The 24,264-nt window shown below is 36.1% G+C and carries 26 protein-coding genes; 21 read left to right on the top strand and 5 right to left on the bottom strand.

Annotation, left to right across the window (positions count from 1 at the left end):
* Positions 1–36: 36 nt before the first annotated feature.
* Positions 37–369: a hypothetical protein gene (locus BHU61_RS09780; protein WP_111716508.1), complete on the top strand. Its 333-nt coding sequence runs from the start codon at positions 37–39 to the stop codon at positions 367–369.
* Positions 370–409: 40 nt separating this feature from the next.
* Here BHU61_RS09780 and BHU61_RS09785 read toward each other — a convergent pair whose 3' ends face one another.
* Positions 410–931, bottom strand: coding sequence for a gamma carbonic anhydrase (locus BHU61_RS09785; RefSeq protein ID WP_111716509.1), 522 nt, complete (start codon positions 929–931; stop codon positions 410–412).
* An 83-nt stretch (positions 932–1,014) separates the two neighbouring features.
* Between BHU61_RS09785 and BHU61_RS09790 the strand changes: the two genes are divergently transcribed.
* Together BHU61_RS09790 and BHU61_RS09795 are read left to right on the top strand one after the other, a co-directional pair.
* Positions 1,015–1,836, top strand: coding sequence for an alpha/beta fold hydrolase (locus BHU61_RS09790; protein ID WP_111716511.1), 822 nt, complete (start codon positions 1,015–1,017; stop codon positions 1,834–1,836).
* A 29-nt stretch (positions 1,837–1,865) separates the two neighbouring features.
* Complete coding sequence (locus tag BHU61_RS09795) at positions 1,866–2,273, top strand: transcriptional regulator, SarA/Rot family (RefSeq protein ID WP_099579783.1); 408 nt, start codon at positions 1,866–1,868, stop codon at positions 2,271–2,273.
* Between the two features lie 40 nt (positions 2,274–2,313).
* On the opposite strand, the gene mnmM is transcribed toward BHU61_RS09795, so the two are convergent.
* Positions 2,314–2,865, bottom strand: coding sequence for a tRNA 5-(aminomethyl)-2-thiouridylate-methyltransferase MnmM (mnmM, locus tag BHU61_RS09800; RefSeq protein ID WP_111716512.1), 552 nt, complete (start codon positions 2,863–2,865; stop codon positions 2,314–2,316).
* Entirely contained in the window at positions 2,866–3,813 is a 948-nt protein-coding gene (gene mnmL / locus BHU61_RS09805) for a tRNA modification radical SAM protein MnmL/YtqA (RefSeq protein WP_111716514.1), read from the bottom strand.
* An 88-nt stretch (positions 3,814–3,901) separates the two neighbouring features.
* Between mnmL and BHU61_RS09810 the strand changes: the two genes are divergently transcribed.
* From BHU61_RS09810 to BHU61_RS09820, 3 genes are all read left to right on the top strand, one after another.
* Positions 3,902–5,071 carry an MDR family MFS transporter gene (locus BHU61_RS09810; RefSeq protein ID WP_111716516.1) on the top strand — a complete coding sequence of 390 codons (1,170 nt, stop codon included), beginning with the start codon at positions 3,902–3,904 and terminating at the stop codon, positions 5,069–5,071.
* A 337-nt stretch (positions 5,072–5,408) separates the two neighbouring features.
* A complete protein-coding gene (gene leuS, locus BHU61_RS09815) occupies positions 5,409–7,823 on the top strand; it encodes a leucine--tRNA ligase (RefSeq protein WP_111716517.1) in 2,415 nt (804 codons plus the stop codon).
* Between the two features lie 8 nt (positions 7,824–7,831).
* On the top strand, positions 7,832–8,128 hold the full coding sequence (locus tag BHU61_RS09820; RefSeq protein ID WP_372486724.1) for a rhodanese-like domain-containing protein: 297 nt from the start codon (positions 7,832–7,834) through the stop codon (positions 8,126–8,128).
* 246 nt (positions 8,129–8,374) lie between these two features.
* Here the strand turns inward: BHU61_RS09820 and BHU61_RS09825 are convergent, their stop codons facing one another.
* Positions 8,375–9,622, bottom strand: coding sequence for a BaiN/RdsA family NAD(P)/FAD-dependent oxidoreductase (locus BHU61_RS09825; protein WP_111716521.1), 1,248 nt, complete (start codon positions 9,620–9,622; stop codon positions 8,375–8,377).
* A 157-nt stretch (positions 9,623–9,779) separates the two neighbouring features.
* On the opposite strand from BHU61_RS09825, the gene BHU61_RS09830 reads away from it, so the two are divergent.
* The 8 genes from BHU61_RS09830 to BHU61_RS09865 all read left to right on the top strand — a co-directional run bounded on the left by BHU61_RS09830 (position 9,780) and on the right by BHU61_RS09865 (position 17,938).
* Entirely contained in the window at positions 9,780–11,402 is a 1,623-nt protein-coding gene (locus BHU61_RS09830) for a putative polysaccharide biosynthesis protein (RefSeq protein ID WP_111716523.1), read from the top strand.
* Positions 11,399–12,109: a pseudouridine synthase gene (locus tag BHU61_RS09835; RefSeq protein WP_111716525.1), complete on the top strand. Its 711-nt coding sequence runs from the start codon at positions 11,399–11,401 to the stop codon at positions 12,107–12,109. Before BHU61_RS09830 ends, BHU61_RS09835 begins: the two co-directional genes overlap by 4 nt.
* A 68-nt stretch (positions 12,110–12,177) precedes the next feature.
* Positions 12,178–12,624, top strand: a complete 447-nt coding sequence (locus BHU61_RS09840; RefSeq protein ID WP_099579801.1) for a YtxH domain-containing protein — start codon at positions 12,178–12,180, stop codon at positions 12,622–12,624.
* 119 nt (positions 12,625–12,743) lie between these two features.
* Positions 12,744–14,156 (top strand): dipeptidase PepV, encoded by a 1,413-nt coding sequence (gene pepV, locus BHU61_RS09845; RefSeq protein ID WP_111716526.1) that lies wholly within the window; start codon positions 12,744–12,746, stop codon positions 14,154–14,156.
* Between the two features lies 1 nt (position 14,157).
* Positions 14,158–14,997: a D-amino-acid transaminase gene (gene dat / locus BHU61_RS09850; RefSeq protein ID WP_111716528.1), complete on the top strand. Its 840-nt coding sequence runs from the start codon at positions 14,158–14,160 to the stop codon at positions 14,995–14,997.
* Between the two features lie 186 nt (positions 14,998–15,183).
* On the top strand, positions 15,184–15,975 hold the full coding sequence (locus BHU61_RS09855) for a phosphotransferase family protein (protein ID WP_099580143.1): 792 nt from the start codon (positions 15,184–15,186) through the stop codon (positions 15,973–15,975).
* A 13-nt stretch (positions 15,976–15,988) separates the two neighbouring features.
* Positions 15,989–16,624 carry a tRNA (guanosine(46)-N7)-methyltransferase TrmB gene (trmB, locus tag BHU61_RS09860; RefSeq protein WP_111716530.1) on the top strand — a complete coding sequence of 212 codons (636 nt, stop codon included), beginning with the start codon at positions 15,989–15,991 and terminating at the stop codon, positions 16,622–16,624.
* Between the two features lie 111 nt (positions 16,625–16,735).
* A complete protein-coding gene (locus tag BHU61_RS09865; protein WP_111716531.1) occupies positions 16,736–17,938 on the top strand; it encodes a MalY/PatB family protein in 1,203 nt (400 codons plus the stop codon).
* Between the two features lie 37 nt (positions 17,939–17,975).
* Here the strand turns inward: BHU61_RS09865 and BHU61_RS09870 are convergent, their stop codons facing one another.
* Complete coding sequence (locus tag BHU61_RS09870; protein WP_111716533.1) at positions 17,976–18,260, bottom strand: hypothetical protein; 285 nt, start codon at positions 18,258–18,260, stop codon at positions 17,976–17,978.
* A 93-nt stretch (positions 18,261–18,353) separates the two neighbouring features.
* Here BHU61_RS09870 and BHU61_RS09875 point away from each other — a divergent pair, with 93 nt between their 5' ends.
* The 7 genes from BHU61_RS09875 (at position 18,354) to BHU61_RS09905 (ending at position 24,164) form a co-directional block, all read left to right on the top strand.
* Complete coding sequence (locus BHU61_RS09875) at positions 18,354–19,418, top strand: M42 family metallopeptidase (RefSeq protein WP_111716535.1); 1,065 nt, start codon at positions 18,354–18,356, stop codon at positions 19,416–19,418.
* Positions 19,419–19,558: 140 nt separating this feature from the next.
* A complete protein-coding gene (locus BHU61_RS09880) occupies positions 19,559–20,323 on the top strand; it encodes an amino acid ABC transporter substrate-binding protein (protein WP_111716536.1) in 765 nt (254 codons plus the stop codon).
* A complete protein-coding gene (locus tag BHU61_RS09885) occupies positions 20,307–21,026 on the top strand; it encodes an amino acid ABC transporter permease (protein ID WP_111716538.1) in 720 nt (239 codons plus the stop codon). Before BHU61_RS09880 ends, BHU61_RS09885 begins: the two co-directional genes overlap by 17 nt.
* Positions 21,023–21,751 carry an amino acid ABC transporter ATP-binding protein gene (locus BHU61_RS09890; protein WP_111716539.1) on the top strand — a complete coding sequence of 243 codons (729 nt, stop codon included), beginning with the start codon at positions 21,023–21,025 and terminating at the stop codon, positions 21,749–21,751. The genes BHU61_RS09885 and BHU61_RS09890 overlap by 4 nt, the downstream gene beginning before the upstream one ends.
* A 148-nt stretch (positions 21,752–21,899) precedes the next feature.
* Entirely contained in the window at positions 21,900–22,898 is a 999-nt protein-coding gene (locus BHU61_RS09895) for a PTS sugar transporter subunit IIC (protein ID WP_111716541.1), read from the top strand.
* 4 nt (positions 22,899–22,902) lie between these two features.
* Positions 22,903–23,211: a thioredoxin family protein gene (locus tag BHU61_RS09900; protein WP_111716543.1), complete on the top strand. Its 309-nt coding sequence runs from the start codon at positions 22,903–22,905 to the stop codon at positions 23,209–23,211.
* Between the two features lie 77 nt (positions 23,212–23,288).
* Positions 23,289–24,164 carry a DUF1444 family protein gene (locus tag BHU61_RS09905; protein WP_111716545.1) on the top strand — a complete coding sequence of 292 codons (876 nt, stop codon included), beginning with the start codon at positions 23,289–23,291 and terminating at the stop codon, positions 24,162–24,164.
* Positions 24,165–24,264: the final 100 nt, after the last annotated feature.

The following is a 24,264-nucleotide window of genomic DNA, read 5'->3' on the forward strand; positions in this document are numbered from 1 at the left end:
GTGAATTATAAAGTATATCAATGAAGAGGTGTCTACATGTTTAAAGATATGGCATATTATATTTTCGGTGGGTTAGATCCATTTTTCCAATTATTCGTATTTGAACCGATTGTTATTACAATTATCGCGTTGATTGTTGCAATGGTAACAAAAAAAGCGTGGTTAATGGGAATTGTAATTATTTTATTAAACTTAGTCGATAGTGCAATTGATGCAAACTTTGCTTTTGCTGCTGAAGGTATGGGTGCAGTGATTAGTCATACATTCACATATTTCTTTGCTAATTTCTTCTCAATGTTCTATGAGTTCGTATTCAGCTATATTATCGCTGGATTACCATTCATGCATAAGAAATTTGGAATTGCATAATTATTTTAAAAAAGGTGAAGCCGATTCGGCTTCACCTTTTTTATGCTTTATTTTCGTGCATCGCCTTATAAACTTTCGCTTTATCAGCATACTCCTGCTGGATGCGTGCCATATCTTGTTTATCTTCTTCTGTTAAAGCTCTTACTACTTTGGCTGGTCTGCCCATCGCGAGCATACCTGGTGGAATCTTTTTACCTTGTGTAAGCAAAGATCCTGCTCCTAAAAATGCACCCTCACCAATTTCTGCTCCATCGAGAACTGTAGAATCCATTCCTACGAGTGCGCCTTTACGAATCATACTTGAATGAAGCGTGACGCGATGTCCGACCGTTACATTCTCTTCAATGATAAGCGGTGCATCCGGTGATTGATGGAGGCAGCATAGATCCTGAACATTTGAATGTTCTCCGATAATAACTGGACTGACATCTCCTCGGATTACTGTACCGTACCAGATTGAAGCATCTTTTGCGATTTTTACATCGCCAGTTATCACTGCATTCGGTGCGATAAACGCACTATCATCAATTTCAGGATACTTACCATCATATTCATATAACATATTGTAACCACCTTTCATAAGTTTTGATATAATAATAATATCATTAAAAAGACGGATAAAGAAATTATTAAAGGAGTATCATTATGTGGAAATGGGAAACTGAAAAGGCACCGAAAGGGATAGTTGTAATTGTACATAATATATTAGAGCATCATGGAAGATATGCATGGTTTATCACACATTTAAGACGTGATGGCTATCATGTAATTATGGGAGATTTACCGGGACAAGGACAAACTTCCCGTGTAAATAGAGGACATATCGAAAATTTCGATGAATATCGAGAGAAAGTATTGGAATGGATTGAAGTTGCTGAAGAATATCATCTTCCGGTATTTTTACTAGGTGTTGGATTAGGAGGCTTAATCGCTGTCAATTTACTTGAAAAGGTCAATATAAAACTAGAAGGTGTGATGTTGATTTCACCTTTATTTGGATTTCAGAACACAGTTACTACACGTAAAAATTTCCTCGCATCAAGTTTAAGTTCTATATCAAAGGATGCGAAGTTTGATATGAATATTCCTTTAGAAGATTTCTCGCGTGATAAAGAAATTATTGCTGAAATGAAAAGTGATCCTTTGATGCTCCAAAAAGTTAGTTTTAATTGGTACAAGTCAATTATTGAAATCATGAAGGAAACGATGGAGAATATTCACAAAATCAATGATATCCCGGTACTAATAATGTATTCAGAACAAGACCGTATTGCAGATATCGATCAGATTAAATTATTTTCACAGGAAATTAAGTCTTCTGAAATATACATTAAAAACTGGCGTACGCTATTTCATGAACTTCACAATGAGCCTGAAAAAGACAATGTTTTATACTATATCGAATCATTTATGAACAATAGAATGAATTATATTGGATTGATTACAGAGGAAGTGGGTATAGAATAAGATATTGCAAATTTAGAGGGTGAAAATGAATGTCAAAAGATAAACATGAAGTAAGTGATATGGTTCTGTTAAATGACTTACAGAAAGAAATAGATGAAATTTTCGAAATGATATCTTCAGAATTTAACTTAACGAAAGAAGAATATATCGTAATGGTGGCACTTTGGGACAAGGGACCGATGCCGATGAAAGAATTAGACAAATATTTGGATATTAAGCCATATAAAAGAACGCGTTTCTACAATAATCTAGTAGCGAATGGCTGGATTAAGAAAGTTCGTCCGGCAGATGATGAGCGTACTGTTATGATATATTACAATGAGGATCGTCTACCTGAAAAAGAAAAGATAGTAGATGCAGCTTGTTCTAACCTGAAAGGTAAGAAAGAAAAGTTAAAGCAACAATTTGATTCGATATTAGAGATTTGTGGATTATAGAAAAAGCAAGTGGATGTCTAATGACAAACACTTGCTTTTTTTATCTTTTTTCAATCCCTACGACAAATGGTGGATTATTCTTCTGGTTAATAAATTCATATTTAAAGATATGCGCCTTGTTCTGATCTATTTGTTTAAGATAGTCTAATACTGCATCTTTTTCAACCTTTCCTTCAGGATGTCCAGGATAGATGACGAGTATGATGATGCCTCCAACTTCAAGTATTGAAAATATATTGTCGATAGCCTGAATAGTTGTCTCTGGTACCGTTACAATGCTCTTATCACCCTTCGGTAAATAACCAAGATTAAAAATAGCAAGTTTTACAGTTTGGTTTAACACATCCAGCACATTTTCATGACCTGTCTGATGAAAGCTAATATTATTAAAATCTTTCGTTTTTTCTTTAGCATTGTTAATTGCCTGCGCCTGAATATCGAATGCGTGTATATGACCTGTATTATTCAAAAGTTGGGCTAAATATAAAGTATCATTGCCATTGCCGCACGTTGCATCGATAACGATATCGTCCGGTTCGATATAATTTGTTAAAAGTGCACGTGCATAAGGGAGTATACCTAAGGCTTTCATTTATACTGTTTCCTTCTTATAAAATTTTCCTTGATAACTATTTCGATTTTTGAGTTCTGCATCAATCCCGTTTAATACTTCCCATTTATTGACACTCCACATCGGTCCAATCATTAAGTCAATAGGTCCGTCACCTGTGATACGATGTATGATCATCTCTTCCGGTAAAACTTCTAACTGATCGGCAACAAGTTTCACATAATCTTCCTGACTCATAAATTCGACCATGCCTTTTTCGTATTGTTTTACCATTGGTGTACCTTTTAATAGATGAAGTAGATGGATCTTAATGCCTTGTACATCCATTTGTGCAACAGTACGTGCTGTTTCCATCATCATGTCGTAATCTTCTAACGGTAATCCGTTAATAATATGCGTACAAATATTGATATTGTGTTTACGCAGTTTCGCAACACCGTCATAATAGCACTGCATATCATGTGCACGATTGATGATGTTAGAAGTTTTTTCGTGAACGGTTTGAAGACCAAGTTCGACCCAGAGGTATGTTCTTTCATTTAATTCTGCTAAATATTCAACGACGTCATCCGGCAGGCAGTCGGGACGTGTTGCAATAGATAATCCGACAACGCCGGGTTGCGCTAATGCGGCTTCATATTTTTCTTTTAATACGTCGAGTGGAGCATGTGTATTCGTATAAGCTTGAAAGTAGGCGATATATTTACCATCATGCCATTTTTCGTGCATTTTATTTTTTATTTTTTCGAATTGGACAGGGATAGGGTCTACACGATCACCTGCAAAGTCACCACTTCCCGCAGCAGAACAGAACGTACAACCGCCAAACGCTACAGTGCCGTCACGGTTGGGGCAATCGAATCCACCTTCTAAAGCAACTTTGAATATCTTTGTACCGAATTTTTGTCTTAAATGATAGTTCCATGTATGATAAAGTTTTGAATCTAGTGCATATTTAAATTGTGTCATTATGTCTCCCTCTTTCTTAACATATGGATTTTAACATATAATAGAGGAAATCGGAAAAAATAAATTTTAAGAAAGTGAGGTAAATGCAATGAAAATGCCAAAACTCGTTTGGCTTCTTGTCATCGGAATGGCAGTAAACGTTACAGGTGCAAGTTTAGTATGGCCGCTTAATACCATCTATTTACATAATGAACTAGGGAAAAGTTTAAGTTTAGCAGGATTAGTATTAATGCTTAATTCTGGTGCTTCTGTGCTTGGCAACTTGTTAGGCGGGACGATGTTCGATAAATACGGTGGCTACCGTTCGATACTGATTGGTATCGTTATTTCAATGCTTAGTTTAATCGGTATTTTATTCTTACATGGATGGCCATGGTATGCTGTGTGGCTCATCATTTTAGGTTTTGGATCAGGTATCGTATTTCCTTCTATCTATGCAATGGCAGGTACAGCATGGCCACAAGGAGGACGTAAAACATTTAATGCCATCTATTTATCTCAAAATATAGGTGTGGCATTAGGGGCAGCACTTGGTGGTTTTATCGCTGAACTGAGTTTCGATTATATATTCATGTTAAATCTATTGCTGTATGTCGTATTTTTCTTTATCGCATTCTTTGGCTACCGAACAGCTGGTGTAGTCCATAGTGGTGGGAATGTAATGAAAGATGTCGGCAATATTAAAGATAAGGATCGCTTTACAGCACTCATACTCATTTGTGTTACCTATTGTGTATGCTGGATTGGTTATGTACAGTGGCAGTCAACGATTTCAAGTTATACGCAAGATCTCGGCATATCGCTTAAACAGTACAGTTTATTATGGGCCATCAATGGCGTATTAATCATTGTTGGACAACCACTGATTAAACCGGTGATTAATTTTATGAGTGAAAAGATAAAGATGCAGATAGCAACAGGTTTGATTATATTTATTATTTCATATATCGTAACGAGTTTTGCACAGGATTTTTCAATGTTTATTGTTGGGATGGTTATATTGACGATCGGTGAAATGTTTGTCTGGCCAGCAGTTCCGACCATTGCCAATGAACTGGCACCTCAAGGGAGAATTGGTGTCTATCAGGGTATTGTTAATTCAACCGCAACATTAGGTAGAGCGATAGGACCAGTTTTAGGTGGCGTTATCGTTGACCTATACAATATGCATGCAATGTTCTATACGATGATTGGATTTGTCTTAATCGGATTTATATTTTTGTCAATATTTGATAAAAATATAAAACAGACGACATAATCGATAAGGTTTTAATTTTACACTAAAAATTTAAAATATTTGCATAATTCAAATTAATTGATTGAGATGTATTTTATTTTTAGTAAAAAGACTTGAAAAAGATTTAAAGCTCCTTTATAGTAAATGTATCTAGAGTAGTAACAAGCAATCATTTTAAAGAAAGCCAGTGGGTGCTGTGAACTGGTATTTGAAACTTGTGAACTTGCTAGTGTTGAAATAAATAACAAAAGCTGCACTTATTAAAGTGAATTGCGGGTGGTACCGCGGTTGTCATATATGACAGTCGTCCCTTATTTTAGGGATGGCTGTCTTTTTATATATTAAAGGAGGAAAAGTTATGAGCTATAATCATCAAAGTATTGAAAAGAAATGGCAGAAATATTGGTTAGATAATAAAACTTTTAAAACTGGAGAAGACATGGAACAACCAAAATTCTTCGCTTTAGATATGTTCCCTTATCCATCTGGTGCTGGATTACACGTTGGTCATCCAGAAGGATATACGGCTACTGATATCGTCTCTAGATTTAAACGCATGCAAGGTTATAACGTATTACATCCGATGGGGTGGGATGCATTTGGTTTACCTGCTGAACAATATGCGATTGATACAGGTAATGACCCTGCTGAATTCACAAAGAAAAATATCGAAACATTTAAGCGACAAATTCAGGAACTTGGTTTCAGTTATGACTGGGATCGCGAAGTAAATACGACAGATCCTGAGTATTATAAATGGACGCAGTGGATCTTTATCCAGCTGTACAATAAAGGGTTAGCTTATGTCGATGAAGTTGCTGTTAACTGGTGTCCTGCACTCGGTACAGTACTTTCAAATGAGGAAGTAATCGATGGTGTATCAGAGCGTGGTGGACATCCAGTAATCCGTAAACCGATGCGTCAATGGGTACTTAAAATTACTGAATACGCAGATCGACTGCTAGAGGATTTGGATGAGCTGGATTGGCCGGAATCATTAAAAGATATGCAACGTAACTGGATTGGTAAATCTGAAGGTGCAGAAGTTGAATTTAAAGTAGACGGGAAAGATGCTTCATTTAAAGTGTTTACGACACGTCCAGATACTATTTTTGGTGCAACTTATGCTGTATTATCACCAGAACACACACTTGTAGCATCAATCACTACTGATGAACAACGCGAGGCGATTCAGGCATATCAGGAGCAGGCAAGCCGAAAATCAGATCTAGAACGTACAGACTTAGCGAAAGATAAGACTGGTGTATTTACAGGAAGCTATGCGATAAATCCATTTACGAATGAACAGATGCCGATCTGGATTTCTGATTATGTATTAGCATCATACGGCACTGGGGCGATAATGGCTGTACCGGCGCACGATGAACGCGACTATGAATTTGCGAAACAATTCGGACTAGTAATTAAACCGGTACTTGAAGGTGGAGATATCGACAAAGAAGCATTCACTGGTGACGGCGTTCATATTAATTCTGGTGAACTAGACGGCTTAAACAAAGAAGATGGTATTGCGCGTGCAATCGAAATGCTTGAAGCGAAACAAATCGGTGAGAAGAAAGTTTCTTATAAATTACGTGACTGGTTATTCTCACGTCAACGTTACTGGGGTGAGCCGATTCCAGTAATCATCTGGGAAGATGGTTCAATGACGACTGTACCAGAAGACGAATTACCTTTGATGTTACCGAAAACGGATAAGATTATGCCATCAGGTACAGGTGAATCTCCGCTTGCAAATATTGATGAATTTATTAATGTAGTAGACCCTGTTACTGGTATGAAAGGCCGACGCGAAACGAATACGATGCCGCAATGGGCAGGTTCTTGCTGGTATTATTTACGTTACATCGATCCACATAACAGTGAAGCGTTAGCCGACCCTGAAAAATTAAAATACTGGTTACCAGTTGATTTATATATTGGTGGGGCAGAGCATGCTGTACTTCATTTATTATATGCGCGCTTCTGGCATAAAGTATTATATGACTTAGGTGTAGTCCCAACGAAAGAACCATTCCAGAAGTTATTTAACCAAGGGATGATTCTAGGTGAAGGCAACGAAAAAATGAGTAAATCTAAAGGAAACGTCGTAAACCCTGATGATGTTGTTGAAAGTCACGGTGCAGATACATTAAGACTTTACGAAATGTTTATGGGGCCACTTGATGCATCCATAGCATGGAGTACGAATGGATTAGACGGTGCTCGCCGATTCTTAGACCGTGTATATCGTGCGTTTATTACCGAAGAGGGTACTTTATCTGCTAAAGTTGTAGATACAGAGACACCAGCATTAGAAAAAGTTTATCATCAGACAGTGAAGAAAGTAACAGATGATTATAATACTTTAGGATTTAATACCGCAATTTCTCAAATGATGGTATTTATCAATGAAGTTTATAAACAAGATGCTGTAAGTCGTGAATACGTTGAAGGATTTGTGAAGTTATTATCTCCAATTGCGCCTCATATTACAGAAGAAATCTGGTCAATTTTAGGACATGATGGAACAATTACTTATGAAGCGTGGCCAACATATGATGAAAGTAAACTTGTTGATAACGAAGTAGAAATTGTCATTCAGGTAAACGGAAAAGTAAAACTTAAAGCGAAAGTATCAAAAGATACTGATAAAGAGGCGTTAGAAGCTTTTGCTCTTGAGCAGGATGCTATAAAAACACAAATTGAAGGTAAGACGATTCGCAAAGTTATCGCAGTACCAAATAAATTAGTCAATATTGTGGCAAACTAGGAGTTATGATGAATATATCAACTGAAGATTTTGTAGCCAAGATTAAAGCTAATGAAGCGATGAACATTATTGACGTGCGTGAGCAATTTGAAGTAGAACAAGGTATGATCAAAGGTGCAATGCATATTCCGATGAATGATATACCTGAACAGATGGAAAATTTAGATCGTGAAAAAGAATATTATATTGTTTGTGCACATGCAGTAAGAAGTGCGAATGTTACTCATTATTTATTAGCAAATGATTATAAAGCTGTGAATGTAGAAGGTGGCATGGCAGTTATTGAACCGATGTTAAGTGAATAAATGTGTGGCAGGCATTTCCGGATACTAAGAGTATCCGGCAAAGATGAAGTTAAATTTGATGGATATGTAGCCAACATTTCCGGATACTAGGAGTATCCGGCAAAGATGAAGTTAAATTTGATGGATATGTAGCCAACATTTCCGGATACTAGGAGTATCCGGCAAAGATGAAACCAAATTTAATAATATGTAAAGCAACAATTCCGGATACTAAGCGTATCCGGAATTGTTTCATTATATTTAGTTTTATCTGCAGCTCATTCCGGCAACATAACCAGTGACTAGTGCACTTGTAATATTATAACCACCAGTATAGCCATGTATGTCTAACACTTCACCACAAAAATAAAGATTATCATGTATTTTAGACTGCATCGTTGCTGGTACGATTTCTTTTACAGTAACACCACCGCCGGTAACAAACGCTTTATCAATTGATAATGTACCGTTAACGGTAAATGCAAATCCTTTTAATAGAGCTATAAATGTCTTAAGACTTTCTTTTTTGATATGATGACCATTTTCTTCAAGGTTAATTTCAGCACGTTCCAGTAAAAAATGTAAATAACGTTCCTGCACCAAACCTTTTAGACTATTTTTGATGGCTTTATCTTTATTATCATTAATGATTTTTTCGATGTGTTGTGTAAGTTGACCGATAGTCATGTCTGGAAATACATCAATCATCATCTGTATCTCTTGTTTCTTCTGACTTTTTTGCTCGTGATAAATAAATTGTGAACAGCGAAGAGCTGCTGGTCCTGATATTCCGAAATGTGTAAATAACATATCCATTTGATGGGTAATGCGTGGTTTACCATTTTTACGCAATACACTTAACCCGACATTTTGCAGACTAAGTCCTTGTAGTATCTTAGATTTTATGAATGGTTCACTTGATGTGATTGGTACTTCGGTAGGAAACAGCTCGGTAATCGTATGTCCTGCTTGCTGTGCAAATACGTAGCCATCTCCAGTAGAACCGGTATGCGGTACAGATTTGCCACCGGTCGCGATAATGACTTTTTCTGAATATACAGGTATGTTATCTGATAGCATCACACCTTTAATCTTATCTTCTTCTATGATTAAAGATTCAACCTTTGTCGTTGTTCGAACTTCCACCTTATTATTGATAAGTTGTTGTTTAAGGGCGTTGACAACATCCTTTGCGTTATTGGATACAGGGAACATACGACCATGGTCTTCTTCTTTTAAAGCGACACCAAGATTTTCGAAATATTCGATGATGGCATAATTATCGAATGTATTAAATGCACTATATAAAAACTTACCGTTACCAGGCAGATGTTTAATTAGTTCTTCATGAGTGACGTTATTTGTAACATTACAACGTCCACCACCGGATATTTGTAATTTACGACCTAGCTGATCTTTTTTATCGATAAGTAAGACTTTGTTATTATTTTCGCTCGCACTGATTGCAGCCATCAATCCACTAGGGCCACCACCTATGACAATTGTCTGATACATATTTGATACCTCCATTTTCAATTATTATACATTTTATTTATGGTAAAATATATGAATTCAGTAGTTAAAAATTTATAATGGTGGTATGATAATCTACATTGAAAATGGGTTTAATCATTTATGAAGCTTTTATTTTAAAAAAGATAGGGATGAAGTTATGTCACAGAAAGATTCACTTGTCAGAAGTACGTTCTTATTAACGGCAAGTATTTTTATTACTAAGATTTTAGGGATACTTTATATTATTCCGTTCTATGCCATTATCGGTGGTGAAGAAAATTTAGCACCATATAATATGGCTTATCCACCATATGTAGTTATGCTTACTGTAGCTGCAGGTGGGATACCGTTAGCGGTAGCTAAATATGTTTCGAAGTATAATGCGATTGGTGCCTATAAAGTTAGCTATAAACTATATAAGTCATCATTATTAGTAATGGGTATCACTGGTTTCTTAGGCTTTGTTATTCTTTACTTTTTAAGTCCGATGATTGCTGAGGCATCACTTGCTGGTTCTGAAGGTAAATGGACTGTTGAAGATATTACCGAGATTATTCGCATCATCTCATTTGCAGTGTTGTTTATTCCTTTCTTAGCGACATGGCGTGGAATATTTCAAGGTTATGATTCAATGGGACCAACAGCGGTGTCACAAGTTATTGAACAAATTGCACGTATACTATTTTTACTAGGAGGTACGTTCGTTGTCCTTAACGTTATGAATAAATCAATGCTACTGGCTAATGAGATTGCTGTATTTGCAGCAGCAATCGGTGCGGTCGCTGCAATTCTAACACTTTGGTATTACTGGAGAAAGCGTAAACCATTTATCGACAAGATGGTTGATTCCGATGATTCTAATACTGATGTTAGTTACGGTAGTATGTATAAAGAAATATTAAAGTACAGTATTCCATTCGTTATCGTAAGTTTGTGTGTGCCGCTTTATACAACGATTGATCAGTTTACACATAACTATGCATTAGGTTTAGCAGGTGTGCCTGGAAAAATGAATGATATGCTCCTTACAATATTAAATACGACATCTAATAAACTTGTTATGATTCCGACTTCACTTGCTGGAGGGTTTGCAATTAGTCTTGTTCCGTCAATTACAAGAACACATGCATCAGGCAAGATTAAAGAAATGCATCATCAGATTAAAACGACTTTCGGTTTACTGATGTTTCTTACAGTGCCAGCTTCATTAGGTATTATGGTATTAGCTGCACCACTTTATACGGTATTTTACAGCTATAATCCAATTGCGAATAATATTCTATTTTATTATGCACCTGTAGGCATTTTACTTGCGCTTGTTTCTGTAACTGCTGCGATGATGCAGGGTATTGATAAACAAAATTTAACGGTTTATATCGTGCTTGCTGCGCTCCTTGTTAAATTAGTGATTAATATCCCGTTAATTATGGTATTCCATACAGTAGGCGCAGTACTTGCGACTGCGATTGCGATGACCTTTAATATTGTTTGTAATCTTTATGTCATCAAGAAATATGCGGGATTCCAGTATCGAACGACTGCCCGTCAAATGTTGATGATTACGTTATACAGCTTAATTATGGTACTAGTTGTACAAATCGTTTATGTCATTTTAATGCAATTCCTCACAGTTTCCAATAAACTGGATGCACTTATCATTTTAGTGATTGGAGCAGTAGTCGGTGCTTTAGTCTATGCATCATTATCGATGAAATCACGTTTAGCCGATCAATTCTTCGGTTCACGTATCCAATCTTTAAGAAATAGGTTAACGCGATGAGACTTGATAAATTTTTAAGCAACCATGGCGTAGGCTCACGAAAAGATGTTAAGGCATTTCTCAAGAAAAAAGTGATTACGGTTAATGAGGAAGTTGTCACGAAATCAGATATTAAAATTAATCCGGAAAAAGATATCATAAAGGTTCAAGGTGAGATGATTCACTTTGAACCCTTTATCTATCTTATGCTTAATAAACCGGCTGGCGTAGTTTCAAGCACACATGATAAAGATAAGACAGTCATTGACCTTATTACAGGGCTGGATCATTATGACCTGCATCCGGTCGGCAGACTGGATAAAGATACAGAAGGGTTGCTCATCATAACCAATGATGGTCAGTTCTCGCATGACGTGCTGAGTCCTAAGAAACATGTGAATAAAACGTATTATGCCAAAATTGACGGCATTGTCACTGATCACACGGTGGAACAATTTGCTCAAGGCGTAACTTTAGATGATGGGTATCATACTATGCCTGGTGATTTAACGTGTCTTTCAGTTGATACGAATAATAATACAAGTGAAATAGAACTTGTAATCCAGGAAGGTAAGTTTCATCAAGTGAAAAGAATGTTTGAGGCAGTAAGTATGAAAGTAACTTACCTAAAACGTATTAAGATGGGTGATTTGTCTTTAGATAGTAGCTTAAAGCCTGGAGAATATAAGAAATTAATGCAGAATGAAATTAATTTAGTAAGAAAATGATTATAAATGTTTAGACCATTACACCTTGGGTATAATTACAGTACAAATCAAAAGAAGAGGTGTTTAACATGGCGAACAACAATCAAACAGGTTTATTAAAAGCAGCATTAGTTATTGGTGGTACTGCAGTAGCAGCATTCCTTTCAAAAAAAGAAAACAGAGATAAAGTATTAGAAGAATACAACAAAGCGAAACAAGATCCTAAAGGTTATGCAGATAACGCTAAAGGCAAAGCTGCTAACTTACAACAAGTAGCGAAAGAAGAAATCAACAAAGCGAAAGAAGATCCAAATGCTTACAAAGCAAACTTAACTTCTAAAGTTGAAGAAAAAGTTGCTCCGTTAAAAGAAAAAGCGGCACCATTAGCTGATAAATTAACTAAAAAAGATGTTACTGTTGAAGAAGAAAAACAAAACTTTGACGACGAAGGTGGAGCGAACAACATCCATGTCGTAACAGACAAAGAAGTTGCTGAAAAAAATCCTAATGCCGTATCTAAAGACGAATTAAAATAATAACGCTATAAAAGTCAGCGCATGCTGGCTTTTTATTTTGATAAATTTTACGATTATTATTTTGAATTCCTTTATGTATCATGTAATATAGGAATATACAAGCATTAGGAGGAATCATTATGTGGAGAGAAAAAGTTGCACAATATGAAGATAAAATTATTGAAGACCTTACGGGTTTATTAAATATAGAAAGTGTACGTGATGACAGTTTAGCTGATAGTGAAAATCCTGTTGGACCAGGCCCACGAAAAGCTTTAGATTATATGTATGAATTAGCACAACGTGATGGATACGAGACAGTGGATATCGATCATATCGCTGGACGTATCGAAGCAGGTAATGGTGAGGATATTTTCGGTATATTATGTCACGTTGACGTAGTACCTGCAGGTAGTGGATGGGATAGTAATCCATTTGAGGCTGTCGTAACTGAGGATAAAATTATTGCACGTGGTACTTTAGATGACAAAGGACCAACAATTGCTGCGTATTACGCTATTAAAATTTTAGACGACATGAAAGTAGACTGGAAAAAACGCATCCATATCATTATCGGTACTGATGAAGAATCAGGCTGGAAATGTACGGACCGTTATTTTGAAACTGAACCGATGCCTGATCTAGGGATTGCACCGGATGCTGATTTCCCATTAATTCACGGTGAAAAAGGTATCACAACATTTGATATTATTCAAAATAGTGATGAAGAAAGCGAAACAGCACCAGAAGTGGAATTAAAGGCATTTAAAGCTGGTGAAAGATACAATATGGTCCCGGATTTTGCAGAAGCAAAAATCGAAGTTAAAGAAAAGATGGATGCTGTCATTCAAGCTTTTGAAGGATATTTATTAAACAACAAATTAACAGGGAAACAATTCGTAGAGAACGGTCAGATTTCACTTCAAATTGAAGGAAAGTCAGTTCATGGTATGGAACCATTTAAAGGTGTGAACGCTGGTCTATATCTTGTTAATTTCTTAAATACATTAGATCTAGATAAGAAAGCAAAGTCATTCGTTAACTTTGGTGATACATATTTATTTGCTTCTCACTTTGGTGAGAAGCTAGGTATGGCTTATGAAACTGAAGAAATGGGTCAGTTAACTACTAACTATGGTGTAATTAGTTATACGGACGTTGATGGCGGACATTATGGTGTAAACTTACGCTATCCAAACGGTTTTGATTTTGAAACTGAAATTAAGAAATTTGAAGAACAGATTGCTAAAGATGGCTTTGAAATTGAAATTGAAACGCACCAGGTTCCTCACTATGTCGATAAAAATGATCCATTCGTTCAAAAGTTATTAACAGCATATCGTAACCAGACTGGAGATATGACAGAACCGTATACTATCGGTGGTGGAACATATGCACGTAACCTGGAAAAAGGTGTAGCATTTGGTGCGATGTTTAAAGAATCAGAAGATTTAATGCACCAAAAAAATGAATATATCAGCAAGAAACAATTATTTGATGCGACAGCGATTTATTTAGAAGCAATCCACTCTGTATGTGTAGAAGGTGAGTAAAATGGTAGTTTTTATTAATGGCAGTTATGTGTCTGATGATACGAAAATCAGTTACAACGATCGTGGCATCCAGTTTGGAGATGGTGTATATGAAGTCGTGCGAGTATACCATGGCACTTTATTTACAGCCACTGAACATTTCGAACGACTCGTACGTAGTGCAAATGAAATAGAAATAACAAGTCCCTATTCTGTTGAGGAATATATCGAAATTTGTAATCAGCTTATCAAGGAAAATGAAATAGATAACGGTACAATTTATGTTCAGTTAACACGAGGAGATGCAGTTAGAAATCATATGTATCCAACAGATACTCAACCAAATTTATTACTTTATACCAATACTGCAGAACGTCCGATGCAGGATCTTCAGCAAGGTGTGAAAGCGATTACGACTGAAGATATTCGATGGTTACGCTGTGATATTAAAAGTTTGAATCTGCTTGGTAACATTATGAATAAACAAAAAGCGGTAACCAATGGTGCAAAAGAGGCGATCCAAATACGTAACGGTATTGTTACAGAAGGCGCATCAAGCAATATATTCATCGTTAAAGATGAGAAAATCATTACGCATCCTGCAAATAATTTCATCTTAAACGGTATTACACGTCGTGTCATTAAACAGATTGCAGATGCTGAAGGTATTGCTTTTGAAGAATTTACATTTGATGAGAAAGCGTTAAAGGATGCGGATGAAGTATTCTTGACGAGTACAACACAGGAAGTAATGCCGATTACTGAGATTGATGGTGAGAATGTTAATCAGGGTCAGGTTGGTCCGATTACGAAGCGTCTGCAAAGCAAGTTTGATGAGCATATTATCACAAATCACGCCTAAAAGGCATCATATTACACAATGAATTACATTTGAACATATATTCAGTACGCTTAAAAAAGTTTGACTTGAATATTTTTATAAAAGGTTATAAAATTTAAATAAGTCGTTAAAACGTTCGAACTAAAAATAAGGCAAGAGATTATTTCTCATTGCCTTTTCTTTTTTCTACTGTGGGAGGTGAACATGTTGGAACATTTCTATCAGCTTGGTTGGACATTAGATTCCGCTGGTGGCGCTTCTGGAGAGGCATATATGGCAGAGCAGGATGGCCGCAAATTATTTCTTAAAAGAAATTCTTCGCCATTCTTAGCAGCGTTATCTGCTGAGGGTATCGTACCTAAGCTCGTATGGACAAAACGTATTGAAACGGGCGAGGTCGTTACCGCTCAACATTGGAAGAATGGAAGATCATTGACACACGAAGAAATGGGTTCCAAGCGTGTTGCGAAACTCCTCAGAAAAATTCATCGCTCTAAACCTTTACTTAATATGTTAAAACGTTTAGAAATGAAACCGATGTATCCTCACATCTTACTTAAGAAAATTAATAGTTCTCTTTCACGCAATGTATTAGCACATCATACGGTTAGAAAAGCTTTAATTTACTTAGAAGAACATATGCCTAATCTAGATAGTCAGTTTTATACTGTCTGTCATGGCGATGTGAATCATAATAACTGGTTACTTTCAGATCAGGATGAACTGTTTATTGTTGACTGGGAAGGTGCAATGATTGCGGATCCTGCGATTGATATTGGTATGATTTTATATACGTATAGCAAAGAAGTTGACTGGGAAGCGTGGCTTGCTGATTACGGTATTAACTATACAATCGATTTAGAGAAACGTATGAAATGGTATACGATTATACAGGCGATTGCGATGGTAGAGTGGTATGAGGAGAAGAGTCGTTACCACGATATGAACGAATGGTTGAAGTTTTTAGATGAAGTTTTAACACAGAATAGATTTATTTAAAGGAGCAACATACATGAGAATGCGTAATAAACCGTGGGCAGAAGATTATCTGCTTGAACATCGTGATATTGTAAGTATCGACCTGTCACAAAAAGACAATATCACATCATGGTTTGAAAAAGTTCAGCCGATTCATATAGAAGTCGGAAGCGGTATGGGTAGATTTATTACTGAGATGGCAAAAGCAAATCCAGCAATCAATTATATCGGTATTGAACGAGATAAGAATGTAATGATTCGTATTGTAGAAAAAGCGATAGAGCAGGATATTAAAAACTTACGATTATTGACAGTTGATGCTGAGAAGCTGACTGAAATATTTAATCCTGGAGAAATTGACCGCATCTATTTAAACTTTTCAGATCCATGGCCGAAGACACGACATGCCAAACGTCGTTTAACACATGCTAATTTCTTATCAGTTTATAAGACGATCCTGAAAGATGATGGTGAAATTCACTTCAAGACAGATAATCAAGGACTATTTGAATTTTCTATTGAAAGTATGAGTCAGTTTGGTATGAAACTCAAAAATATCAATTTAAATCTTCATGATAATGAACCGGCTGATAATATCAAGACAGAGTACGAAGAGAAATTTTCTGCTAAAGGTTTTAGAATCAACCGACTTGAAGCAAGTTTTAAATAACATTTGAAGCATTATTAAATGATGAGACATTATAAGTGTCTCATCTTTTTTTTATGCTTTATTTAGTGTAGACTTGATATATTGAGAGAATTTTCTGAACTGGAGGAAACTATGTATAATTTTAATGAAAATGTTAACCGTTTAAATACAAATGCAGTTCAAACTGAAATGATTCCATTAATCTATCAGCGTAGAGATTTAATGCCCTTCTGGATAGCAGATATGGATATTAAAACGCCGGAAAAGATTACAAAGTCTATCGCTAATCGCCTGGAACACGGAATTTTCGGATATACGAGTTGGAAAAATGATGCATTCTATACGCCGGTTAAACAATGGTATAGTAACCGATTTAATACAAATATTCTTAAACAAGATCTATTCTATTCGCCATCAGTGCTTTTTACTGTGACAGAAGCAATACGTATCCTGACTAATGAAGGTGATGGTGTTATCCTTAATACACCTTCCTATAACAACTTTATCAATCTGATTAACGGTAATAAACGTATGATTGTTGAAAGTGAACTTTACTTTGATGGTTACGAATACACGATGGACTTTGTACAGTTTGAATATCTGTGTCAGATGCCTCAAAATAAAGTGTTCTTATTATGCAATCCACATAACCCAACAGGTAAAGTGTTTTCTGAGCAGGAACTTTTAAAGATTATTGAAATCTGTAAGAAATATAATGTGTATATCATTGCTGATGAAATTCATATGGATTTTGTGCGTCGCGGTCAACACGAAACACTTGCAAAATATATGCATGACTATGAACAGATGTTAGTGACGACATGTTTAGGTAAGACATTTAATGTTTCTGGCATTCCGCATGCATACTTTATAACAAAAGATAAATATATGCGCGAGACAATTAATACGAAAGTGATGTCTGTGTATGGTTTAGCGGCAGTAAATTTAGTTGCCTTAACTGTTATTCAAACAGCTTACTTAGATTGTGGCGACTGGGTCGATGCGCTTAATCAGCATATCGATAATAATATGACCCTCGTAGAAGATTACATTGCAGATCATCTGTCTGATTGTTTATTTTTCCAGAAGCCGGATGCTACATTTTTAGCCTGGATTGATTTTGAGAAGAGTGGATTTAGTGAAATGGAAGTACAGGATGCCTTACAGAATGTCGGAAAGATTGCGACGGGTATCGGTAATACTTACGAATTATCGGCAAGTACACATTTTAGATTTAATGTCGCGTGTAGTGAAGATAAATTATTAGAAGGTCTTGACCGCATAAAAAAATCATTCGATTACTTAAAAACAACAAAAGAAAAAGAAGCACAATAAATGTTGTGCTTCAAATTCATCTTTATATCCAAATAATTTAAATCTCAATTGTGTCGATGAGTTCACCGGTATAAGCATCGACTGTAAATTCGTAATCTTTATCCTGCGTATTAATGATACCGCGATAAATGTGAGAGATCTGACCAAACTTTTCTTGTTTTTCTGGTTCATATACGATAGCTGAACCTGTAACGTGATCGAAGTTTGTCAGCACCAGTTGTAGCAGCGTTTCTGGGTGCTGCATCGTCATATGATGACGTAGTTGATAAGCGATAATACCAGTGACTACAATAACGGGAATGATGATTTGATATTTTTTCATAGTTAAAAGTCCTCTCATCAATAAATTTGGAAGCAAAGCGTATAACTTTTAGGTTAACGTTTTGATTATATTCTAACATAAGGAGCAAAAAACATGACAGAACAACTATTAGATACGATAAAAACTTTAACTGAATTACATGGTGCGCCAGGACATGAACGTCTCGTACGTGATTATCTGTTAAAAAGATTATCACCACTGGCAGACGAAGTATTACAAGATGGCTTAGGTGGCGTCTTCTTCGTAAAGAAATCAAAACAGGACAATGCTAAACGCATCATGATTGCAGCACATATGGATGAAGTCGGATTCATGGTAACAGATATTACTGAAAAAGGATTACTTAAATTCACGGAAATCGGTGGGTGGCCAGCAGATGTCCTGCAGGCTCAAAAGATGCAAGTATTAACGCGTGACAACAAAACATATAGTGGTGTAATTGGCAGTGTGCCTGCACATTTTAGAACAGGTAAGGAAGCAACACCGCAAATTAAAGAAATGTTACTTGATGTGGGAGCAGAAAGTAAAGAACAAGTATTAGCAATGGGCATCCAAATCGGTGATTCAATCGTTCCGGCAGTTGATTTTGAACAATTGACTGAGAACAGATTCCTATGTAAAGCATGGGACAATCGTTATGGATGTACAATTATCGTCGACCTGTTTGAACAATTAAAAGATACAGACTTACCGTTTGACCTTTATGTAGGTGCAAACGTGCAGGAAGAAGTTGGATTACGTGGTGCAGGGCCATCTGCAAATATGATCAAACCAGACTTAGCATTTGTCGTTGATTGTTCACCAGCCAATGACACTGCAGGAAGTAATGCGAATGGTAAACTAGGCGAGGGAACGCTCGTTCGAATTATTGATAGAACGATGATTTTGAAACCGTCATTTAAACAATGGCTTGAAGAAATCTATGAAACAAATGATATTCAACATCAATATTATACTTCACCAGGTGGTACGGATGGTGGCGTTATCCATACTTCTTTACAAGGCATTCCGACAGCAGTAATCGGTGTACCAGCACGTTATATCCATTCCAATCACACAATTTTTGATATTCGGGACTATTATGCAGCACGTGATGGACTGCTTGCATTACTCAAAGACGTCAATGATGAAAAAATTGCATATTTAAAGATGAATTAATAGTTTACTTTTTATTGAGATGAAGCGATAGTATTTGCTTCATCTTTTTCATCTTGAGTATCTTTTTATTGACTTAAAATTAAAATGCTTTAAAATAAAACCTATTCCGAGTAAATTGATAAGAATAGGAGAATGGAAAATTGAAAAAATTATTAGCTTTATTGTTTACAGCATTATTTATTTTAGCAGCATGTGGTAGTAATGACTCAGATAAAAAAGACAGCAAGAAAGAGATCACGATTGGAACAGAAGGTACTTATGCACCATTTACTTTCCATGATAAGAACAACAAATTAACAGGTTTCGATGTGGAAGTAGCAGAAGCAGTAGCGAAAAAAGCAGGATATAAAGTGAAATTCGTAGAAACACAATGGGATTCAATGTTCTCGGGACTTAACTCCGGTCGTTTCGATACGATTGCAAACCAGGTAGGTATGGATGCAGATCGTAAGAAGAAATATAATTTCTCTAAACCATACACTTACACACAAGGTGTATTAGTAACACGTAAAAATTCAGATATTAAATCATTTGATGACGTTAAAGGTCGCGCATTAGCACAAACTTTAACATCTAATTACGGCAAATTAGCGAAAGAAAAAGGCGCTAAAGTAACTTCAGTTGAAGGATTTAATCAGGCGATGGAAATGGTACTATCTAACCGTGTTGAAGCAACTTTTAATGATAAAATTTCAGTATTAGATTACTTAAAACAAAAGAAAAATGCTGATATCAAAATTGTTGAAGGTAACGCTGAGAAAACACAATCAGGATTTGTATTTACTAAGAAAACAGATGAGAAAATCATCAAAGATTTTGATAAAGCATTAGATGCATTACAAAAAGACGGTACAATGAAAAAAATCAGTGAAAAATGGTTCGGTGAAGATGTCACTCGTCCTTAATGAAGAAATGTCCCATGCCCTGAATGCGGCGGCTCAAGCTTTTGAGCCAATGCTTTGGGGTTTAGTCAAATATTCGATTCCGATTGCGATTGTTACGTTTATACTAGGATTTATTATTGCGATATTTACGGCGCTTGCACGTATTTCTAATAATAAATTATTACGCATTCCAGCGCGTGTTTACGTATCAATCTTCCGAGGCACACCAATGCTTGTTCAGATGTTTATTATCTTCTTCGGTATCCCTGAAATCGGCCGTCTGATTACAGGTGATCCGGATCAGGCATTTAAACTCGGATCCATTACAGCTGCTATTATTTCATTAAGTTTAAATGTTGGTGCTTATGGTTCTGAAATCATTCGTGGTGGTATATTATCAGTACCGCACGGACAAACTGAAGCAGCATATTCAATCGGGATGAGCCCAAAGAAAACGATGCAACGCATCATCTTACCACAGGCTATTCGTACAGCAACACCAGCATTAGGAAACACATTCCTGAGTTTAATTAAAGATACATCCCTATTAGGATATATATTGGTGGCTGAAATGTTTAGAAATGCGCAGCAAGTTGCCTCAACAACATATGAATTCTTATCAATCTATACTTTAGTGGCGATTATGTACTGGGTGGTTTGTTTCATCGTTTCAATCATTCAAGGTATTTATGAAGAACGTGTTGAAAGGAAGTATCAACGATGATTTCAATACAAAATTTAGTTAAAAAATTTGGTGAAAAAACTGTACTTAAAGATATTGATCTTGAAGTTGCGAACGGTGAAGTTGTCGTACTTATCGGTCGTAGTGGTTCAGGTAAAACGACATTACTGCGTACAATGAATGCGTTAGAAATCCCTACATCAGGTACTGTGACTGTTGATGGTGTAACTTACACAGCAAACGACAAAAAATCACAAATTACAGTACGTAAGAAAACAGGGATGGTATTTCAAAACTTCCAGCTGTTTCCTCATATGACTGCTCTTGAAAACGTAATGGAAGGCTTAGTGCAAGTGAAAGGCATGAGTAAAGTGGAAGCGGAGAAAATTGCGGTAAATTTACTTGAAAAAGTTGATTTATTACATGTTAAAGATCAGTATCCAATTTCTCTTTCTGGTGGACAGCAACAACGTGTAGGTATTGCAAGAGCACTTGCGATGAATCCGAAAGTGATGCTATTCGATGAACCGACATCAGCACTTGACCCAGAACTTGTGCAAGACGTTCTGAAAGTCATTAAAGGCTTAAGAGATGAAGGAATGACGATGGTGATCGTTACGCATGAAATGGCATTCGCAAGAAGTGTTGCCGACAAAGTTGCGTTTATCCATGATGGACGTATCGAAGAGTTAGATCATCCGGAACAAATCTTCACAAATCCAAAGTCAGAACATTTACAGCGGTTCTTAAACATTATATCGATTTAATTGAATCATTCATTTGCATATGCAGGTGAATGATTTTTTTGTAATGATTGATAAGCACACCTTAATCACAATATAATCAATTTACATATGTTATTATTAAATACATTTGTGCTATGATAATGAAAATGATATTAAAGGAGCTGGCAGTTTGAAAGCATTACTTAAACGTTGGTTTGTTGATGGAATGAGCTTTATGGCATTAGGTTTATTCTGTTCGTTGATTATCGGTCTTATTTTAGAAACTGTAGGAACAGAGTTAAAGCCTTTTCTAGACACTTCATTATTGATAGAAATCGGTAAACTGGCAAAACTTTATACCGGTGCAGCAGTAGGCGTTGCCGTTGCATTTGGTTTAGGTGCAAAGCCAATGGTCATATTTGCGAGTGCGGTAACTGGTATGTATGGCTATGAGCAAGGTGGGGCTGCTGGAACGTATGTGGTCAGTCTAGCAACAGCTGAGCTAGGTAGATTTTATAGTGGTAAAACAAAGATTGATATTATATTGACACCACTTTTAACATTAGTAATCGGAGCAATCATTGCCAAGCTTGTAGGACCATTTATTCAGGCATTTATGTTGTCACTTGGTGAATTTATTACATTTGCTACAGACCAACAACCGTTACTTATGGGAATTCTTGTTTCTCTTATTTTTGGACTTACTTTATCTAGTCCAATCTCGAGTGCAGCTTTAGCACTGATGTTAGGTATTAATGGCACTGCAGCGGCTGCTGCTACAATCGGCTGTTGTTGTCATATGATTGGTTTTGCGGTGACAAGTTTTAAAGATAACGGTATACAAGGATTGATTGCGCATGGTATTGGAACGAGTAAGATTCAAATTCCAAACTACATGTTACATCCATTTATTTTAGTGCCGCCTGTGATCGCGAGTATTATTGTAGCACCAATTATGACGATGCTCTGGCCAATGAAAAATGCTGCTGCAGGTGCTGGGATGGGGACGAGTGGTTTCGTAGGACAGATTATGACAATCAAAACGATGGGCAGTAGTTTAACAACATGGATGCAGATTGGACTGTTTCATTTCCTTTTACCTGGTGTTATCAGTTATATTGTATATATAATGATGAGCCGAGCTAATATTATCAAAGCCGGCGAACAAAAGATTAACACAGGAGGTTAACGTAATGAAAAAGATAGAGCATATTGAGGCATTTAGAGAAGCGATTATACAACCAACGATAGCAATGTTTACTGCAACGTGGTGTCCGGATTGTCACTTTATTGATCCGTTGATGCCTGAAATCGAAGCAGAAAATCCAGAATACCAGTTTATTTCTATCGACAGAGATGAATTTATTGATTTAGCAGTAGAATATGAAGTGATGGGTATTCCGAGCTTTATCGCATTTAAAGATTCTGAAGTAATCGGACGTTTTGTATCGAAAGATAGAAAAACAAAAGAACAAGTGAACGAATTTATACAAAGTTTATAAAATATGTTAACCACTACGCGTTGCTTTAAACGGTAGTGGTTTTATTGTACAATGAAAGTTATGTGAGGAGTGAGAATGTGAATGTTTTTGAAATAAGAGATCGATTGACTGAATCATTAGATACTTCAATCGTTTCAACAAAGTTTGACCGTAAAGAAGAAACACTGCGCGTAGAGCGTCTTGATAATAATAAAGGTTTAACGATAAAGCTTGCACCTGTTGCAGCTAAATATAAAGAGAAGAAAGAAAGCATTATTGAAGAAGTATTATATTATATCAACGAAACCATTCAGGCGATGGGCAATACGACTTTGCCGGAAGGTGCGAAGATCATGCCTGTTATTCGTTCGACGAGTTTTCCTAAAGCACAAAATGATGTGCCGTTTTTAATTACAGAACATACGGCAGAAACAAATATTTATTACGCGATAGATTTAGGCAAGTCATATCGTTTAATTGATGCAGAGATTCAAAGTGAATTAGGTATTGATGAAACACACATTAAAGAACAAGCTTTATTTAATGTAAAAGGGTTAAAGACGACGTATAAAACAGATGTTGTCGCAGGCAATACATATTATTTCTTCAATGCTAATGATGGTTATGATGCAAGTCGCATATTAAACAAGCAGCTGTTAAAAGATTTTGAAGCACACATTACTGGAGAAATGTTAGTTGCTACACCTCATGCAGATGTTTTGATAATCGCTGATATTCAAAATGAAACGGGGTATGACATACTTGCACAAATGATGATGACTTTCTTTGCGAATGGACTCGTACCGATTACATCTTTATCTTTCCAGTATAAAGATGATGTGTTAACACCGGTATTTATATTAGGAAAGAATAATGCAAAGCGTGATCAGGAAGCAATCAAGCGTATTGAAAGTAACCGTCAGAAGTTTATGGCAGAACAAGCGCAACAAACACAACATAAAGACAAAAAATGATGATATCATTAAATTATATTGAGTGTAATATTTCTGTTATTTTTAATTGATTTTTTAAGAAAAACGATTGAATAAAGCATATAATAGATAAAGAATAATA

Origin of the sequence: Macrococcus epidermidis (assembly GCF_003259695.1) — a bacterium.
Lineage (GTDB): Bacteria > Bacillota > Bacilli > Staphylococcales > Staphylococcaceae > Macrococcoides > Macrococcoides epidermidis.